Genomic DNA, 18,200 nt, shown 5'->3' with positions numbered 1-18,200 from the left:
TTATCATTTTACTTTATAATATAAATTTACAAATTGCCCAAAACGTTTCGTATCCGTTAAAGTTAAATTAATTTCTGGATTCTTGTCTTGAAATAACGGAACTCCAGAACCTAATATATGCGGTGTAATCGTAACAATATATTCATCAATTAGATTATTCTTAAAGAACTCTTTCAGTAAACTCCCTCCACCAACCATCCATATTTTAGATCCTTCTTGTGCTTTTAACCTTTTAGTAAACTCCACTACATCTTCATTTACAAACTCCACGTGTTCGTTTGAACCTTTTTCTGAACGAGAAAAAACATAACATGCTTTATCTAAGTACGGGAATGTTTCTGTATGCTCTACTACATAATCGTACGTTCTTTTTCCCATAATTATTGTATCAATCGTTTCATACATTTCTGTATAACCGTTATCTCCCTCTCCTTCCGTTTCCATTAACCACTCTAAATCATCATTTTCTTTCGCAATATATCCATCCAAACTAGCGGCTATAAATAAAACAACTTCACGTGACATCTCTTTTCCTCCTTGCAACGTATATTGATAAAATGACCTTATACACACTATACTAACCTTAAAACATGACAATTCATGTCATGTTAAAAAAGAAACGAGTGAGATAGTTGTCAAAAGCAAAACGTTTACTAGACATTCTTATATTCGCTTCTGCGAAAAGAACATTTACAGCGCAGGAAATAGCTGATGAATTTAACATTTCTGTTCGTACTGTCCATAGATATATTTTAGATTTAAGTGATATGGGATTACCCCTTTACGCAGAACAAGGTCGTAACGGAGGCTATAAAGTATTAACGAATAAAGTCATTCCCCCTATTTTATTTACGGAAGACGAAGCAGTATCCATCTTTTTTGCTTTTCAGTCTTTAAGCTACTACAGTGACTTACCTTTTAACACAGAAATCAATTCCGTTACGCATAAACTGTATAGCTCTCTACAACATGATGCGCAAGCGAAAGTTGATAAAATACGTTCTTATATTGCTTTTTGGAATCCGAAGAGAACAATTAATACACCTCTTTTAAACGAAGTGTTAACCGCGGCTATTGAAAATAAAAATTTACACTTTCAATACGAATCTAAATCAGGGATCAAAACAAAACATGTTCATCCTATCGGTGTATACGCTCATGATGGGCTATGGTACTTACCATCCTATGACTTCAGTAGAAAAAAAGTATTACTGTATCGCGTTGATCGTATTCTTTCTATATTATCAACAGAAGAAAATGAAGAGACGTTCATGAATTTAGAAGAATGGTTCGACTCGAGCTCTAACGTAGTACACATTCCTACCCAGTTACATGTCTCATTAACAGCAGAAGGCGTGCGCCAATGTAAAAGTGTTCCTTACCTTGAAGAATTCGTGGTAGTAAACGAAGACGGGACAGGATATATACATTCAACAATTGATAAAGGAGAAATCAATTTTATTACTCCTTTATTTTATAGACTTGGAAAAGATGCGAAAGTTTTAGAACCGAAAGAATTGATAGATGGTTTACGTATGCGTGCGAAAGAAGTTTTACATATGTATGGAGACTGAAAAAGCTGCTAAATATCAGCAGCTTTTTCAGTCCCGTTGTTCCTATTATTTTTATTATTGACGAATATCAAACCACCAACGATTTTTTGAATTCATATTTTCAGTGTCACCAATCCCTCTGTAATTAAAAGCATCCAAAAAGATTGAATCTAGTTTATCCTCATCTACAAAATAGCCTAATTTAACTTTTATCGTTTCTCCCGGGCGGATACTGCCAATATTATAAAAGCTTTTTCCATCTCCGTGAGGCTCTAAATAATCAACTTCTCCCGTCATAATATTTTTCTCGGCAATTCCAGATTCTTTAGCGTAGTTCCATGCATTACCTTCAGATTTAAGCAGTTTTATAGATGGATGCATATAAATTTCTTCTGTCGCCTGCTTACCTATATTTTTCACTGTTGTTGTTAGATAAACAAATTTAGGATGAACTAATTTTGACCCTACTAATTGATCAATTGAATCTTTGCCATTTCCAATTTTATATTTATCCCTTCTATATGGTATCAATTGTCCAGCTTGATCCAAAGCCTGATTCCTGCTTAGTATTCCTAAGCCCATTTCATAAAAGTTCTCTTGTTTAAAATCTTTGATTGAATCAAAGACTTCAACTTTTTCTATCACATATTCAATTTTGCTGTTATCCATAGATATCGTTACTGGAACCTTTTGCCCTATATGAAATAGTCGTTTACTATCTTTTTTCAAAGGAATCACCTTAGTTTTTTTAGGTTCATCTGCTTGGCTAAAATACTTTTTATCATAATCCGTTATATATGATGCCTTTTCTTTGGAAGTAGGCTCAAGTGAAATATTCCCTAACACATCTATCATTTGTTCTTCGTTTATATCTGATCCAATAAAACTTTCTAACATAATCCCTTCTTTCTCAAAAAAGAGAAAGACCTTCCTATCAAACATTACATTGTTGTTTCCAGTTTCTTTATGAACAATTACTGCCTTCTTACCATTTATCTCTTTTTCTTCATAGCTTTTTGAATACAAAGTTTGAAAATCTGCATTTTCTCCTATTCTCCAAAGAGCGAATGAAAATCCACCCATTGCGTCGTTATCTTTAAATGAATATTTCATAGCACTGTCATCAATTGCTTCCATATTCTCTGGTAATTTATCGATTTTCAACTTATACCACTTATCAGCCTTTTTCGAGTCCTTGTTTGTTACCGAAACATTTACTTCATAATTTTGTTTTTGAACAATCATATTATAGACTTTTACTGCTCCAAAAACGGTTGTCGGCATGCCGATCAATAAGCAAGCAGCAGCGATTAACATACGATGTTTTTTACGTTTTTTCTGCGGTTGTCCGTCTTTCAGCTTCATTTCCTCCATAAACAATTTCTTTTTGCGCGTATATGTATGTGAAAATTCATGTTGTTCTTCGAGTTTATCAAAATCATCTAAAGCAATTTTTTCCGCAAGTTCATATATTTCTTTGGAGTTCTTTGAATTCGCCATGTTGTATACCTCCTATCATATTTTGGACTCGTTTTCGAGCGCGTTCAAACTGCTTGCGGACATTCGCCTCCGTTATCCCCATGACACTTGAAATTTCTTGATACGTTAAGTTATAGAAGACTTTGTACTTAAACACCTGTCTGTTAGATTCATTTAACTCTTTTAGCAATGTATCAATTTGAACCTCAGACATTTTACGTTTTTCCCACTCTTCAATATTTTCATCTACTGCTTCTATTGATTCTTTTTCATATTCTTCTAAAAATGTTTCATGTCGTTTATTTTTTCGGTAACTATCAATCGCTTTGTTTTTCGCGATTCTCAAAATGTAGCGTTTATGCTCTTCAGTACTCAAGCTATAGAGCTTTTCCAAGTTCTTATAAAGAGTAATAAACGTCTCTTGAACTGCATCTTCTGCCTGCTGAATATTATTTAAAATAGAATAAGCTACATAATAAATTTTTTGTTCGTACAACTCGTATAGCTCTTCCATCTTTTCATAATCGTTGTTTGTAACTTTCATATAATTCCTCCTCTCATTCTATATAACGAATGAGCGCTATACTTTGTGACACTGCAAAATCTTTTTATAGATAAAATTTAATAATAGAATAAACAAAAGCCCAATTTCTCTATTTTAACTGAGAAATTGGGCTTTTTAATATTAGAATTTTCCTGACTGTTCCATTAAGAACATCCCTCTTATTCCTTTTCAATAAGTAGTATTTTCTCTATCGCTTCTTTTAACAAATTCTGTGTCTCTTCAAAGTTAGAATCCTTCTTCTCTCCCGGTTGTACGGTATAAAACTCGGCAAATGAGCGCTCTTTATACCTTGGGACAACATGCATATGATAGTGCGTGAGTTCGTTAAAGATTCCACCATTTTGACAAATTGTAATTCCGTCAGGTTTATATAGTGATTTAATCGCTTTTGCAATAAGCTTAGAAGCATCCATAATCGATTTCGCTACAACATCATCTAATTCGTCTACTTCTACAACATGTTGCTTTGGCACAATTAAAGTATGACCTGAATAGAAAGGTTCATGATCTAAAAAGCATGTTACATAGTCATCTTCATATATTTTATATATAATTTCTTCTTCGTTGGCTAATTTACACCCTACACATTCCATCATATTTCCCCCTTTATCAAAAACATAAAAACGTGAGAGCCGTATTCTCACGTTTTTATGTTTCATTTTATTAGTTCAATTGTTTCCGTAACTTTTATACTATCTTTTACCGATTGAACGATTGTACAGTTTTTCACCGCAAGTTGCAGCGCCTTGTCTAATTGCTCTTCTGTAATGTTTTGCGCTTTAATTTTATAGTGCAAATGAACACTTTCAACTGGTTTTGATAAAGCTTCACTTCTCCCAATTTCGGTTTCAATTGTAAACGTATCGTATGTAATACGTTTCTTTTCTAAAATTGTTCGGAAGACAATTGCACTACATCCTGCGATAGAAGAAACGAGTAATTGTAACGGTGAATACCCATTTTCTTTTCCAATCGCTAATGGACCATACGATAAATCTGCCTGTATATCATCGTGTTTGATTGTTAGTTTCATTTGGTGTCTCCATCTCCACTTTCATCGGTTTCTGCCGTTTCTTATTTATATAATAATATATGTAGCAGAAAATGATAAATGGAATACCACAATATAACGCCATTCTTTGTTCGGGAATAAACGCTAAACTAATAACAACGATACTATTCGTAATTAAAGCTAAAATTGGAACAATTGGGTATAGTGGTGTTCTATACTTTAAGTCCTCTAACTTTCCTCCGCCTTTTATATACTGACTTCTAAAGCGAAGTTGCGATAAAGCAATAATGATCCAACTTGAAACAGCCGATAAACCAGCTATAGATAATAAGTACATGTATACTGTATCTTCTGCAAGGAAGCTTGTGAATAAAGATAACCCTGCTACCGCAATCGTTACGACTAGCGCTGTAATTGGAATACCTCGTTTATTTACTTTCTTGAAAGATGTTGGTGCCATTCCTTCATTTGCAAGTGACCATAATATACGAGTTGCCGCATATAATCCTGAATTCGCTACAGATAGTAACGCTGTAATAATAACGAAGTTCATAATATCAGCTGCGTATGGAATACCGATTTTATCAAATACGACTACGAATGGACTTTCAATTATGCCAGCTTCTTTCCAAGAAATTAATCCTACCAAAATCGTCATTGTTAAAATGAAGAATAGCATAATGCGCCATACTGTATTACGAATTGCACGCGGGATTGTTTTTTCAGGGTCTTTACTTTCTCCTGCTGCAATCCCGATTAACTCTGTTCCTTGGAACGAGAAGTTAACTGTAATCATTGTGAGTAATACGGCAGCTAGTCCATTCGGGAATAATCCACCATCGCTTACAAAGTTAGAGAAAAGAGGTGCCGCTTCTTTTCCGTCATATGATATAAACCCTAATAATGCACTACCACCAAGAACAACAAATGCAAGAATTGTAACTACTTTAATACTAGAGAACCAAAACTCTAATTCAGCATAACTCTTCGCTGAGATAGCATTTGAAGCATATAAAATAACGCCGAATACGAGACACCATACCCAAACATCAACATTCGGAAACCATCTTTTCATCATTAAACCGATTGACGTTAATTCTAGTCCTACTGTCACTGCCCAGCCAAGCCAATATAGCCAGCCAATCATAAAGCCCGTTCCTGGCCCAATAAACTTCGTCGCATACTTTTGGAAAGAACCTGAAACCGGCATTGCTACCGTTAACTCTCCGAGACAAAGCATTGTTAAATACATAATAAATCCGCCCACTAAATAGGAAAGGATGGCTCCCCCTGGTCCAGCCTGATTAATGGTGTAACCTGAACCTAAGAAAAAACCAGTCCCGATTACACCACCTAGTGCGATCATAAATAAATGCCTACTCTTCATCGTACGATGTAATTTCTCATTCGTTGGTTGCTGCATCTAAATCCTCCCCCTACCGATACCCCTATATCTTGTTAAAATTTTCTGATAATAAAAATATACACGAAAGCGATTACAATTTCTATATAAAATTAAAACTTTTCTGATAAAACAATATAAAAAACCGAATTATTGTGAGATTTAGATTCTAATTAGAGGAAAATAAGGGGAAACAAGGAAAAACCTTTACATATATTGTAAAGGTTAACGAAGTTCTAATCTTCTCGATAAAATTGATAAACTATAATTTACGATAAAGTACATACAAGCTACTACTATAAACGTTGGAATCATATAATTTACATTCTGCCCGCTAATAATTTGAGCATTATGCATAAGCTCTGGCAGTGATATACCAACTGCTAATGATGTATCTTTCAGCAATGAAATAAACTGACTCACAAGCGGCGGGACCATTCTTCTTAATGCTTGTGGTAAGGTGATATGCCACAGTGCTTGAACATACGTTAATCCTGAAGATCTTGCGGCCTCAATCTGTCCTTTTTCAATCGATAATAGACCACTTCGAACAATTTCAGATATCATTGCTGCTTCAAATACTGTTAAAGCAACAATTACAGCTGTTATAATCTCTAATTTCAAGCCTACTTCTGGAAGCGCAAAATATGTGAAAAATATAATTAAAAGTAGTGGTAAGTTTCGAATCACTTCAACGATAATTCCTAATACTTGTGAGACGACAGGGATTTTCATGTAGCGCAATATCCCTATTATACTACCAATAATAAAGCTGAGTACAATTGCTACGAGCGCTACCTCTAACGTTATAAGTAATCCTTTTAATAAAAACAGAATATGATCTCCTGTAATTGCTCCCTTAAAATCCATTTACACCGCCTCCTTTGCTAAGCGTTTTTCTAAATAACGCACTAGCATACTGAGCGGAATTGTTAATATTAAATAAAACATCCCGACAAATATATAAACGTCGAACGTAACAAATGTCTTCGTTGAAATTAAATCTCCTTGATACATCAAATCGGTACCAGCGATAATTCCGAGTATGGAAGAGTTTTTTACTAAATTGAGAAATTGATTTCCTAGAGGAGGGATTACGATTTTCATCGCCTGGGGTAAAACAACATAATACATCGCCTGTACATACGTTAATCCTGAGGAACGCGCTGCTTCCATTTGACCTTTTGCAACTGATAAAATACCAGCGCGAATGACTTCCGCAATAAACGCTGCAGTATATACGGTAAGCGTAACTGTTCCTGCTACAAAACCATTTAAAGTAATTCCTATTACAGGTAAAGCGAAATAAAATATAAATGCAATTAATACGAGTGGAATATTTCTTACAAACTCTACAAAAGCCGTTCCCAACCAATTTAAAATACGAATAGGTGCAATGCGCATTACAGCCAAAATTACTCCTAAAATAAAGCTGCCTATTAACGCAATTACACTAGACATAACTGTATACTTAAAGCCCTCTAAATACATATCAATGTTATTCGTCAATATAGAAAAATCAGGCACATATTCTCCCCTCTTTCTTTACAAGAAGAGGATGAGCATCCCTCATCCTCTTACTATTTATCAATGAGAATAAAGCTCCATTAATGAAACTATCACGTTACTTCTCTTGTTTTTGCCCAATCCATTTCTCATACAATTTGTCGTACTCCCCGTTCGCCTTCATATCTTTTAGCAAGCTATTAATCTCTTTCGTTAAATCATCTGCACCTTTTTGCACTGCAATTCCGTACGGCTCATCCGTGAAAATTTTCCCTACAACTTCATAATTCGAATCTTGTTTTGCCATGCCGTAAAGAATTGCATTATCTGTCGTTAATACATCGCCTTTCCCTGCTTTTAACGCTGTAAATGCCTCACTGTAATTTTCAAATTCTAATACAGTCGATTCTGGTGATTTTTGACGAATATTATTTGTAGACGTTGAACCTTTTACAGCTAACACTTTCACACCCTTTTTCACATCATCAATACTTTTAATATCGCTTCCTTTTTTCACAAGTAACGATTGCCCTGCTTTAAAATATACATCTGAAAAATCTACTTCTTTTTTACGTTCTTCCGTAATTGTCATTGTCGCGATGATTGCATCAATATCACCATTTTTCAGTAGTGGAATACGCGTTTTAGACGTTACTTCTTTTAATTCTAATTTCTTTTCATCTCCAAGGATTTTTTTCGCAAGCGCCTTTGCGATATCAACATCAAACCCTTCTACCTGTCCTGTCGAAGGATTTTTCAAGCCAAATAAGTTCGTATCATTCTTCACCCCAACTACTAGTTTCCCACGCTTTTTAATTTGCTCAACAGCCCCGCCTTGTTTCGTATTCGTTTCTTTCGCCTCATCTTTTTTACTTCCGCATCCAGCAACGACAAGTACGAATAAACATGAAAATACGATTAACGTAAACAACTTTTTCATTTTAAGCATAAAACTCCCCCTTTAATGATTTAACACTCTTCTTAAAAATAGACGAGCTCTTTCTTGTTCAGGACTTGCAAAAAATTGCGCCGGTGTTGTATCTTCAATAATTTGACCATCATCCATAAACAAAATCCGATCTGCTACTTCTCGCGCAAATCCCATTTCATGCGTGACAACGACCATTGTCATCCCTTCTTTAGCTAGCGTTTTCATAACATCAAGTACTTCCCCGATCATCTCCGGATCAAGAGCAGACGTAGGCTCATCGAATAGCATAATTTCCGGCTGCATTGCGAGCCCCCTAGCAATTGCTACCCTTTGCTGCTGTCCTCCAGATAATTGATGCGGGTATACATTAGCCTTCTCCGGGATGCCTACTTTCTCTAAATAAAACATCGCTGTTTGCTCAGCTTCCTCTTTTGAAACTTTATTTACTTTAATCGGTGCTAGTGTAATATTTTGAAGAACCGTTTTATGTGGATATAAATAAAAATGTTGAAAGACCATTCCAATATTTCGGCGTAATTCATTCATATCTGTTTTTGCATTGTGTACTTCCGTATCTTGTACAATTAACGCTCCATCTGTAATTGTCTCTAACTGATTTATACACCGTAGCAACGTACTTTTTCCTGATCCAGACGGCCCAACAACTACTACCACTTCACCTTTTTTCACTTGTACATTAATATCTTTTAAAACTTGAAAGGTACCATAATATTTATTTACATTACGAAACTCTATCAACATACTCCCCCCTTCCCTTAACAAAGCATGTACATTCTTTTTATATTCAAAAATAGGCAAAAAAATAACTGCCTGCCTCATTTTGCCCATAAAAAAAAGCAAAGGGATTTTCCCTTTGCTTTTTCATTTCTATTCCATTAAGATACTTCTTCTTTCTTATCTTTGCCGTATTCATGCTCCCAGAAATCAGCATTTTTAATTCCTAATGGCCCTGGATCAAATACTGGATCTTTTCCTTCTTTTTTCTGCTTTTCATAATCCTTTAATGCAACTAATGCAGGTTTTTGTAATAATAAAATCGCAATGATATTTACCCATGCCATAATTCCTACACCGATGTCACCTAAAGCCCAAGCTGTTGCTGCTGTTTTTATACAGCCATAGAATACAGCTCCTAAAAATACAAACTTTAGTATCATAGACAGCCAAGGACGGTCTTTATCACGATTTAAGTACGCGATATTCGTTTCTGCAATGTAGTAATACGCCATAATTGTTGTAAATGCAAAGAATAGTAACGAGATTGCAACGAAACCGTTTCCAAATCCAGGGAAAACAGATTCTACCGCTGCCTGTGTATATCCTGGTCCTGGCTGAGCACCATTTAATTTATTTACAATAAAGTTTTTTCCGCTTGCATCAAATACGTTATACATGCCTGTAATAATCATCATAAATGCTGTTGCTGAACAAACAAATAATGTATCAATGTAAACGGAAAATGCTTGCACTAAACCTTGTTTAGCTGGATGTGATACTTCAGCTGCTGCTGCTGCATGTGGTCCAGTTCCTTGCCCTGCTTCATTGGAATAAATACCACGTTTTACTCCCCAAGAAATTGCTAAACCGATAATACCACCGAAAGCCGCTTCTAATGCAAAAGCACTTCTTATAATTAGCATAAATGCTTCTGGTAATTTTTCAATATTCATAGCAACAATAACGCAAGCTACTAAAATATAACCAACTGCCATAAACGGTACGACAACTTGTGCAACGTTCACGATTCGCTTTACGCCACCGAAGATGATAATAGCTAATACAACAACTAATAAAGCCCCTGATACGGTAGTGTTAATTCCAAAAGCTGTTTCTAAACTTACGGCAATACTATTTGCTTGCACACCTGGCAATAAAAGCCCCGTTGCAATAATTGTCGCTGCAACGAATACTAATGCATACCATTTCACACCTAAACCTTTTTCAATGTAATAAGCAGGTCCACCACGAAACTGTCCTTGATGTTTCGTTTTATATATTTGCGCGAGTGTTGATTCCACATAAGCTGATCCTGCTCCTAAAAAGGCTACTGCCCACATCCAAAATACAGCTCCTGGTCCACCGAATGCAACCGCTGTTGCTACCCCAGCTATATTCCCTGTCCCAACGCGTCCTGATAACGAAAGTGCTAACGCTTGGAATGAAGAAACACCAGCCTCTGATTTTTCTCCTTGAAATGTCAGCTTCACCATTTCTCCTACATGCCTTACTTGTAAAAACCTCGTTCGAATGGAAAAATATAACCCTACTCCTAAACATAAATAAACAAGTGCTGGACTCCAAACAATACTATTTATCCAATTTACGATAGCTTCCAAATATTCCCCCTCCTTCTTTATAAAGAATATTCTGAATATATATAAAATTATAAGTGTATACCGAATCTATAACAATATTATTTTAATAAAACAAACATATTTTTGTATAAAAAAACAAAGTATATATTTATTTTATATACTTTGTTTTGAACAAAATGTATTATATATTCACAATTGCTTCTTTGTTTATAATTCTTTCATATAATTCTTTCGATAATTTCCGGAAGTTATCTGGCATATCTTTCCCCTTAAACTTCTTTTGAAGTGTACCGTATAAACCAACATCACGTAGACGTAAGAACAACGGTAACGATTCATACCAACTATCCGCCAGTCTGTGCTCATACTCATAGCCTTTTCGTAACACTTGTAGCTGTTTACGAGCAAAATTTGTCTTCTCTTCTGCTATCCACGGTGTAAATAGAACAGAGTAATAGAGAACCATCGCTAAATCATGTATAAAGTAATTATAAGCCGCATCATCAAAATCAAAGATTGTTAGCTCTTTACCATCATAATGAAAATTACCGGGATGGATATCACCGTGCATAAGGCCGAACGTTTCTCTTTCAATGGGAAGAGCCTTTATTTCATCCATTAATACCGCTGCAATCTTTTTCACTTGATCATCTTCTAATTCATTAACAATCCCACTTTCGTCTTCTTCCCACGTATCACGATAATCTGTTTTAGGGTAGTTCATTGTTAAGCGGTGCAGTTGACCAATCGCTTTTCCCCATGCTTCAAAATAAGCATCTCCCCAATAAGGCGATTCTTCTCCTTTTACTTGTTCACCTTTTGCATATGTAAATAAAGAAGCGAAAAAGAAAGTTTCATCCTCTGCTCTGATCTCTTCTACAAGATTTTGAGACTTTGAATACAGAGGGCCTGCTACCTTTGCCCCATGCTCCGCAACATATCGTAAAAAATCTAGTTCAGCTTCAACTTCTTTTTTAGAACGATGAGAAGAGTGCGTTAAACGTAATACGTAATCTTCACCACTATCACCCTTTGCCTTAAAAATATAATTTTCAAAATCTCCAAGTGGCTTTTCTTCCACTATTACATGAAATGCCTTTGCTGCTCTTGCTAAAATTTCTTTCGTAAAAACTCGTTCTACTGCTATTTCCATCTGTATCCCTCCTATATATCTTCTTAATTCGACACAAAAGTGAGAAGTACTGCTATGAAATTGAATAGTGCGTGGGCAATCATAGCTGATAAAATAGAATTTGTTTTCTCATATAACCACGCAAATACTACTCCACTTAAAAAATTCACTGGTAATGTGTTATATGTTGGAATATGAACAACAGTAAATATTATGGAACTTATGAGCACCCCGCCCCATATGCCATATCTATCACGAAAAAACGTATAAAAAACACCTCGATATAAAACTTCTTCATAGATTGGTGATATAACTGCTGCTCCAATTACCGCGATACAGAACGCGTATATTGATTTATCATTTTGAACCGTTTCCGTTTTACTATTTTCAAAAGAAATACCCATTTTCTCCATTATCATTAATACAGCAATACTAACTATAATTAAGAAAATTAGCGCTACAACTGTCCATAGGAAATCTCTCCATGAAAGCTTCCGAATTCCAATGTCTTTCCACGACAATTTATATCTTTTTATACAAAAAAGATAAACTACAGTAGTAAATATCACTGCCATTATAAATCCCATTAATACTCCCGCATACAATGCGTTCCCTATTACTTTTAAAGCATAGTCATAAAAAAGAGATTCAACTGTTACTGGAACAATAATGAATACAAACATAAATAAATATAAGATTTCTTTCCATCCCCACATACTTTTCAAAATCATATACACCATCCCCCTACTCTCTGTTTCTTTAAGTATAAAAGATGACGTAACGTAACTTTCAAGCTTATTTTCCCCAAATAATCCAAGCATAATTTTCTCACAAAAAGCAAAAATTAACAGAAATAATTCCAATATAAAGGAGATGGAAAGTATGACCGAACAGAAGAGTTCACAACAAGATAATAACAAAAAGCATATGTTTCCATCACTTCCGGAGAACATTAATTACATTGAAAATAAACTTTTCCATTCTGATGATATAAAAAAATTAGATCTCCCTTTTCAAAACGGAAAAGGAACGATCTTATATATCGAATCTTTATCAGATCCAAATTTAATTCATCAATTAGCTCTTGAGCCATTATTAACGCGGTCTGATTTGTCTTTAGATAAAGCTTTTTCTACGTTAAATATGAAAAAAGAAACGAATTTAAATTATGGGGTACAACTTTTATTACAAGGTAAATCGTTATATTTTCATGAACATGTCGACAGTTTTTGTATATTCGAAACGGCTTTATCTTTAAAAAGAGATATAGCAGAGCCTGATAACGAAGGAGTTGTCCGTGGACCGCATTCTGGTTTTGTAGAAGATTTAGCAACTAATTTGGCTTCGATTCGTAAACTCATAAAAAGTCCAAATGTTGTCGTAAAATATTTCACGCTTGGTGAAGAAATGCATACAAAAGTGGCAATTGCTTATATGCAAAATATAGCGAATGACGATCTCGTTACAGAAGTGAAAAGAAGGTTAGAAACGATTAAAACGGATGCACTCATGTCTCCAGGATATATACAAGAGTTTATAGAGGATACGTCTTTCTCACCCTTCCCGCAGCAATTAAATACAGAGCGGCCAGATAGAGTAGCTGCAAATTTAATGGAAGGACGAGTTGCTATTTTATCTGACGGAGATCCAACAGCGCTCATCGTACCTGTTACGTTATTCGCTTTCTATCAATCACCAGATGATTATAATAACCGCTGGATTGTCGGTTCTTTCGTCCGAATGATTCGTTTAGTAAGTTTTTTAATTGCCTTTCTCTTACCAGCTTTCTATATTGCAACTGTCGCTTTTCATCCTGATGTGTTGCCGCTCGAACTTGTGTACACAATTAAAGCTTCATTAGAGAAAGTACCACTCCCACCTATTTTTGAAGCTCTCTTAATGGAGTTAATTTTCGAATTATTACGGGAAGCTGGTATTCGTCTACCGAGCCGCGTTGGCCAAACAATCGGTATTGTAGGTGGTTTAGTAATTGGTGATGCAATTGTAAAAGCCGGACTCGTTTCTTACACAATGATTATCGTTGTAGCTTTAACTGCAATCTCATCTTTTCTCGTTCCATCAAACGATATGAGTTCAGCTGTTCGAATTCTTCGTTTTCCATTAATGCTCCTTGCTGCCCTATTCGGATATGTAGGAATATCATTCGGTCTAATTATAACTTTCGTTCACTTATGTCAGCTTCATTCTTTTCATACACCATATCTTTCTCCCCTTGCACCAATGCGTATAAAGGATATGAAAGATTCTTTCGTAAGACTACCAATTTGGTCATTTTGGGAACGTCCTCATGATCCAAAGCCGAAAAAAATGCAGCGCCAACATGTAACGAGAGAGGATGAGGACGGTGACAAACACGCAAAATAAAATTTCGCTAGTTCAATTTACCTTTTTCGTTATTCAATGCCAAATCGGAGTGGGTATACTTTCTCTCCCAAACCGTCTTCACCCAATAGCGAAAGGTGGTGGGTGGATTTCTGCTCTCATCGCTGGACTTGCAATTCAACTTATTATTTTACTTATGTGGCTTTTCTTAAAACGATTTCCGGATGCAGATATGTATGAAAGTGTTTGTATGCTATTTGGTAACAAGCTTGGAAAACTATTAGGTTTTGCTTATGTTTTTTATTTTACCCTTATTGGTATGACGGTTATGTTAAGCGCTTGTAATGTCATTAAAGTATGGATCTTACAAGCCACTCCTTGGTCTGCCATTCTCATGCTATTTACAATAGCTTGTTGTTACGTAGCTTATAATACATTTAAAGTAATTGTGCGATTTTATGTCATGGCCTCTATTCTCATTTTACCTATGGCGCTTTTAATTGGACTTGGGCTCTCACGGGCTGATTTTTCTTATATTTTTCCCATTACAGAGGCTGGATGGTGGAATATTATTCAAGCATCCAAAGAAACAATTACAGCTATGTATGGTTTTGAAATTATTCTTATCGCTTTCCCAAAAGTAAATGGGACTGCTGTGGCAAAACTAAAGGCAATTTCTATCGCTAACGGATTTGTGACTCTCTTTTATGCTTTTACTGTTTGGATTTGCTTTATCGTATTTAGTCCAAAGCAAGTTGAGCTTATTCCAGAACCAGTCGCTTACTTATTACGCTCCTTACATATCGGGATTATAGACCGAACTGATTTACTATTCATACCAATTTGGATGATAACTGTTGTAGCTTCTATCGCTAGTTATTACTGTGCCGCTTCTATCGGAATTGGACATATATTCAATCTTGCTAATCATAAAAAGGCTGTTCCAATCGTTGGTATTATTGCTTTTAGTGTAGCCTTATTTATAGATACACCTGAAGAATTAAAAGTAATTTCAACTTTCACTGATAAGTTCACCTATATTTTTATCGTTGTCCTCCCTCTTTTATTTCTACTTTATGCAGTAATAAGAAAGAAGAAAGGAGAACAGTATGTTCAAAAAAAGAGTTAAATTACTTTTTATATTATGTACTAGTTCCCTCCTTTCTGGCTGTTGGGATCAAGAACCATTAAGAGAAGCGAGATTAGCTTATAGTATTGGATATGATATTACCGAAGAGAATAGACTTCAGCAAACGATCGAACTTGTAAAGAGTTCTAGCGGCGAGCAGTCTTCATTTGAGAATGAGATACATTCTGCAACCGGGCATAACATAAGGGATACAAGCGATGCCCTAAAAAAAAATGTGACTGGGAACATTCGCTATTTCAAATATGGTGTTCAATTACTAGGAACCAAAATTCTAAAAAAAGGTATACTACCCTATTTAGATGTCAGCTTTCGGGATCCAACAAACCCAACTGCTTTAGTAAAACTTATTGCAGTAGATGGTGAAACGTCCGAGATACTAGAAAAAAAGAAAGTAGGAAATTTACTAATTGGAGATTTTCTAAAGAAAAAAGTGAAAAGCTTAGAAGATATGAGTGTATTTCCAAAAGAAACTTTAGAAACAGCTGCTACAAAAATGTTAGATCCTGGTAAAGACTTCACCCTCCCTTCTATAAAAATAAAAGGAAAAGAAGTAGTTACAAACGGGTTAGCTTTATTTAACAAAGATAAATTAACTGGGCATTTATCTTTGAAACAATCTGTTTTATTCGTATTATTAACCGGAAAAATGGGAACAAGTGCCCGTATAACCCAGAAACTTACTAGCGATGAATCAGAGAAGACATCTGATTATTTAACAATGGAAATTAGCAATCGAAAGTTAGAACGAGACTTAAAAATAACAACAGATAAAAAAGGAAATGTTTATGCTCACATTAAGCTTCAATTAAAAGTTATCGCTCTTGAAGCTCCGAGAGATAATCTTTACAAAATGGATGAAAGAAAAAAACTAAATAAGGAATTATCTAAACAGCTGACGAAAGAAGCTAAAAAGATAACGAAAAAGTTACAAAAAGCAAATTGTGATGCTTTCGGTATTGGAAGACATCTTATCGCTTATCATCCTGATTTATGGAAGAAAAAAAATTGGAATAAAGATTATGCAAAAGTAAAATTTAAACCTGAGGTAGAAGTAAGCATTTTGTATAGTGGTGTCTTAAAATAAAAAGGCTGTACGCCACGTGGGCATACAACCTTTTTATTTCGTATAGCGATAGACAATTGATTCATATGGTCTTAAGTTAAGTTTTGTAATATCCTTGCTGGAATCTTTATAATTCGACAGTAGTATTTCTTGTTTCATTCCATCTAATTGAACATGAGCTGGTACAGAGTACGTTATTTCTTCTCCATAGAAGTTATTGATAACAAGTAATACCTCGTCATTTATAGTACGTGTATATGCCCAAACCTTAAGATGATTTTCATCTAAAATAGCATATTCTCCTTCTGTAATTACATCATACGTTTTTCTAAGTTCTATTAACTTTTTATAATGATAAAATACAGACTCTTTATCTTCTAATGCCTTCTCTACGTTTATTTCTGTAAAGTTTTCAGCCACTGAAATCCAAGGTGTACTTGTTGTAAAACCACTGTTCATCTCTTCATTCCACTGCATCGGAGTACGAGAGTTGTCACGAGATTTTTGTTTTAAAATCCCGATAATCTCTTCTTTTGATAATCCTTCTTCTAGCTTTATATCGTGTATATTTAACGATTCCACATCGCGATATTGCTCGATGGACTCGAATTTAGGATTCGTCATACCGATTTCTTCGCCTTGATAAATGTAAGGTGTTCCTTGCAACATATGCATAGCTGTCGCTAACATTTTCGCAGATTCATTTCGGTACTTTCTATCATCACCGAAGCGTGACACTATGCGAGGTTGGTCATGATTACACCAGAATAACGCATTCCATCCTCCGTCCTTTTGCATTTCAATTTGCCAATTAGACATAATCTCTTTTAATTTAATGAAATCAAAATCCGCTTGCGTCCACTTATCTCCATTCGGATAATCTACTTTTAAATGATGGAAACTAAACGTCATACTTAATTCATTACGCTCAGGGTTTGAATATTTAATACAATTATCAATTGTCGTAGATGACATTTCTCCAACTGTAATTACATCTTTCCCTTCAAAAACATTTCGGTTCATCTCTTGTAAATATTCATGAACGCGCGGGCCATCTGTATAATATTTACGCCCATCGCTTGTCGCCGTACTTCCATCATCATTTAAGAACTGTTGATCTTTTGAAATTAAATTAATAACATCTAATCGGAATCCAGTTACCCCTTTATCAAGCCAAAAACGCATCATATCATATACTTCTTCACGAAGTTTTTCATTTTCCCAATTTAAATCCGCTTGCGTCTCATCAAATAGATGTAAAAAATATTGCTCTGTCTTCTCATTATATTTCCAAGCAGACCCGCCAAACTTAGATTGCCAATTATTTTTTTCATCACGCCAAATATAGTAATTACGATATGGACTATTTTTATCTTCCTTCGCTTCCTTAAACCACTTATGCTCCGTCGAACTATGATTTACAACGATATCAAGCATAATTTCAATGTTACGTGCCTTTGCTTCTTCTAAAAGCTCTTCAAACTCTTCCATCGTTCCGTAAGATGGATCAATACTGTAGTAATCACTTACATCGTATCCATTATCATTTTGTGGTGATTGGTATATCGGTGTTAACCAAATATAATCTACCCCGAGTTCTTTTAAATAATCTAGTTTCTCTGTAACCCCTTTTATATCACCTGTTTCTTTATTGTAATAGCTATTAAAGCTCTTCGGATAAATTTGATAAACTACACTTTTATGCCAATCCTTCATGTTTAACTTCCT

General features: G+C 35.0%; 18 protein-coding genes. 4 read left to right on the top strand and 14 right to left on the bottom strand.

The features are described 5' to 3' along the window. Positions 1–3: 3 nt before the first annotated feature. Entirely contained in the window at positions 4–525 is a 522-nt protein-coding gene (locus J0835_RS03355) for a dihydrofolate reductase family protein (protein ID WP_087979431.1), read from the bottom strand. 107 nt (positions 526–632) lie between these two features. Here J0835_RS03355 and J0835_RS03350 point away from each other — a divergent pair, with 107 nt between their 5' ends. Further along, a complete protein-coding gene (locus tag J0835_RS03350; protein WP_087979430.1) occupies positions 633–1,574 on the top strand; it encodes a helix-turn-helix transcriptional regulator in 942 nt (313 codons plus the stop codon). A gap of 54 nt (positions 1,575–1,628) precedes the next feature. On the opposite strand, the gene J0835_RS03345 is transcribed toward J0835_RS03350, so the two are convergent. The 12 genes from J0835_RS03345 to J0835_RS03290 all read right to left on the bottom strand — a co-directional run bounded on the left by J0835_RS03345 (position 1,629) and on the right by J0835_RS03290 (position 12,647). Beyond that, entirely contained in the window at positions 1,629–3,053 is a 1,425-nt protein-coding gene (locus J0835_RS03345) for a DUF4367 domain-containing protein (protein ID WP_087979429.1), read from the bottom strand. Then, positions 3,019–3,576, bottom strand: a complete 558-nt coding sequence (locus tag J0835_RS03340) for an RNA polymerase sigma factor (protein ID WP_087979428.1) — start codon at positions 3,574–3,576, stop codon at positions 3,019–3,021. Before J0835_RS03340 ends, J0835_RS03345 begins: the two co-directional genes overlap by 35 nt. Before the next feature lie 179 nt (positions 3,577–3,755). Next, a complete protein-coding gene (locus tag J0835_RS03335; protein ID WP_140386666.1) occupies positions 3,756–4,256 on the bottom strand; it encodes an HIT family protein in 501 nt (166 codons plus the stop codon). After that, the gene (locus tag J0835_RS03330) at positions 4,253–4,630 is read right to left on the bottom strand and encodes an OsmC family protein (RefSeq protein WP_087979426.1); all 378 of its coding nucleotides are present in this window, start codon (positions 4,628–4,630) and stop codon (positions 4,253–4,255) included. The genes J0835_RS03335 and J0835_RS03330 overlap by 4 nt, the downstream gene beginning before the upstream one ends. Next, positions 4,605–6,032 (bottom strand): amino acid permease, encoded by a 1,428-nt coding sequence (locus J0835_RS03325; RefSeq protein WP_076542387.1) that lies wholly within the window; start codon positions 6,030–6,032, stop codon positions 4,605–4,607. The genes J0835_RS03330 and J0835_RS03325 overlap by 26 nt, the downstream gene beginning before the upstream one ends. A gap of 204 nt (positions 6,033–6,236) precedes the next feature. Further along, positions 6,237–6,881, bottom strand: a complete 645-nt coding sequence (locus tag J0835_RS03320) for an amino acid ABC transporter permease (RefSeq protein ID WP_087979425.1) — start codon at positions 6,879–6,881, stop codon at positions 6,237–6,239. Then, the gene (locus J0835_RS03315; protein WP_001112679.1) at positions 6,882–7,538 is read right to left on the bottom strand and encodes an amino acid ABC transporter permease; all 657 of its coding nucleotides are present in this window, start codon (positions 7,536–7,538) and stop codon (positions 6,882–6,884) included. Between the two features lie 97 nt (positions 7,539–7,635). Next, on the bottom strand, positions 7,636–8,466 hold the full coding sequence (glnH, locus tag J0835_RS03310) for a glutamine ABC transporter substrate-binding protein GlnH (protein WP_087979424.1): 831 nt from the start codon (positions 8,464–8,466) through the stop codon (positions 7,636–7,638). A gap of 12 nt (positions 8,467–8,478) precedes the next feature. Further along, entirely contained in the window at positions 8,479–9,297 is an 819-nt protein-coding gene (locus J0835_RS03305) for an amino acid ABC transporter ATP-binding protein (protein ID WP_140386670.1), read from the bottom strand. Positions 9,298–9,344: 47 nt separating this feature from the next. Beyond that, the gene (locus J0835_RS03300) at positions 9,345–10,805 is read right to left on the bottom strand and encodes an alanine/glycine:cation symporter family protein (protein WP_087979422.1); all 1,461 of its coding nucleotides are present in this window, start codon (positions 10,803–10,805) and stop codon (positions 9,345–9,347) included. A gap of 160 nt (positions 10,806–10,965) precedes the next feature. Then, the gene (locus J0835_RS03295; protein ID WP_087979421.1) at positions 10,966–11,937 is read right to left on the bottom strand and encodes a phosphotransferase enzyme family protein; all 972 of its coding nucleotides are present in this window, start codon (positions 11,935–11,937) and stop codon (positions 10,966–10,968) included. Positions 11,938–11,960: 23 nt separating this feature from the next. Beyond that, a complete protein-coding gene (locus tag J0835_RS03290; RefSeq protein WP_087979420.1) occupies positions 11,961–12,647 on the bottom strand; it encodes a CPBP family intramembrane glutamic endopeptidase in 687 nt (228 codons plus the stop codon). A gap of 151 nt (positions 12,648–12,798) precedes the next feature. On the opposite strand from J0835_RS03290, the gene gerKA reads away from it, so the two are divergent. Genes gerKA through gerKC form a run of 3 tightly spaced genes read left to right on the top strand, consistent with a single transcriptional unit; the run spans position 12,799 to position 16,493 of the window. Beyond that, positions 12,799–14,301, top strand: a complete 1,503-nt coding sequence (gene gerKA / locus J0835_RS03285; RefSeq protein WP_087979419.1) for a spore germination protein GerKA — start codon at positions 12,799–12,801, stop codon at positions 14,299–14,301. After that, on the top strand, positions 14,282–15,388 hold the full coding sequence (locus J0835_RS03280) for a GerAB/ArcD/ProY family transporter (protein ID WP_087979418.1): 1,107 nt from the start codon (positions 14,282–14,284) through the stop codon (positions 15,386–15,388). The genes gerKA and J0835_RS03280 overlap by 20 nt, the downstream gene beginning before the upstream one ends. Continuing rightward, positions 15,369–16,493: a spore germination protein GerKC gene (gene gerKC, locus J0835_RS03275; RefSeq protein WP_087979417.1), complete on the top strand. Its 1,125-nt coding sequence runs from the start codon at positions 15,369–15,371 to the stop codon at positions 16,491–16,493. Before J0835_RS03280 ends, gerKC begins: the two co-directional genes overlap by 20 nt. Before the next feature lie 33 nt (positions 16,494–16,526). On the opposite strand, the gene treC is transcribed toward gerKC, so the two are convergent. Then, positions 16,527–18,188, bottom strand: a complete 1,662-nt coding sequence (treC, locus tag J0835_RS03270; RefSeq protein ID WP_087979416.1) for an alpha,alpha-phosphotrehalase — start codon at positions 18,186–18,188, stop codon at positions 16,527–16,529. Between the last annotated feature and the right edge of the window lie 12 nt (positions 18,189–18,200).

This window comes from Bacillus cereus group sp. Sample62 (genome assembly GCF_036851315.1).
Lineage (GTDB): Bacteria > Bacillota > Bacilli > Bacillales > Bacillaceae_G > Bacillus_A > Bacillus_A wiedmannii.
Note: the sequence above shows the minus strand (reverse complement) of the source record. Positions and strands in the feature narration are given on the sequence as shown.

Bases quoted from the DNA above. Each gene is read 5' to 3' on its own strand.
- J0835_RS03335 (WP_140386666.1), bottom strand. From the start codon at position 4,256: ATGAAACATAAAAACGTGAGAATACGGCTCTCACGTTTTTATGTTTTT.
- J0835_RS03295 (WP_087979421.1), bottom strand. From the start codon at position 11,937: ATGGAAATAGCAGTAGAACGAGTTTTTACGAAAGAAATTTTAGCAAGA.
- gerKA (WP_087979419.1), top strand. From the start codon at position 12,799: ATGACCGAACAGAAGAGTTCACAACAAGATAATAACAAAAAGCATATG.
- J0835_RS03320 (WP_087979425.1), bottom strand. From the start codon at position 6,881: ATGGATTTTAAGGGAGCAATTACAGGAGATCATATTCTGTTTTTATTA.
- J0835_RS03355 (WP_087979431.1), bottom strand. From the start codon at position 525: ATGTCACGTGAAGTTGTTTTATTTATAGCCGCTAGTTTGGATGGATAT.
- gerKC (WP_087979417.1), top strand. From the start codon at position 15,369: ATGTTCAAAAAAAGAGTTAAATTACTTTTTATATTATGTACTAGTTCC.
- J0835_RS03325 (WP_076542387.1), bottom strand. From the start codon at position 6,032: ATGCAGCAACCAACGAATGAGAAATTACATCGTACGATGAAGAGTAGG.
- glnH (WP_087979424.1), bottom strand. From the start codon at position 8,466: ATGCTTAAAATGAAAAAGTTGTTTACGTTAATCGTATTTTCATGTTTA.
- J0835_RS03345 (WP_087979429.1), bottom strand. From the start codon at position 3,053: ATGGCGAATTCAAAGAACTCCAAAGAAATATATGAACTTGCGGAAAAA.
- J0835_RS03330 (WP_087979426.1), bottom strand. From the start codon at position 4,630: ATGAAACTAACAATCAAACACGATGATATACAGGCAGATTTATCGTAT.
- treC (WP_087979416.1), bottom strand. From the start codon at position 18,188: ATGAAGGATTGGCATAAAAGTGTAGTTTATCAAATTTATCCGAAGAGC.
- J0835_RS03305 (WP_140386670.1), bottom strand. From the start codon at position 9,297: ATGGGCAAAATGAGGCAGGCAGTTATTTTTTTGCCTATTTTTGAATAT.
- J0835_RS03340 (WP_087979428.1), bottom strand. From the start codon at position 3,576: ATGAAAGTTACAAACAACGATTATGAAAAGATGGAAGAGCTATACGAG.
- J0835_RS03290 (WP_087979420.1), bottom strand. From the start codon at position 12,647: ATGATTTTGAAAAGTATGTGGGGATGGAAAGAAATCTTATATTTATTT.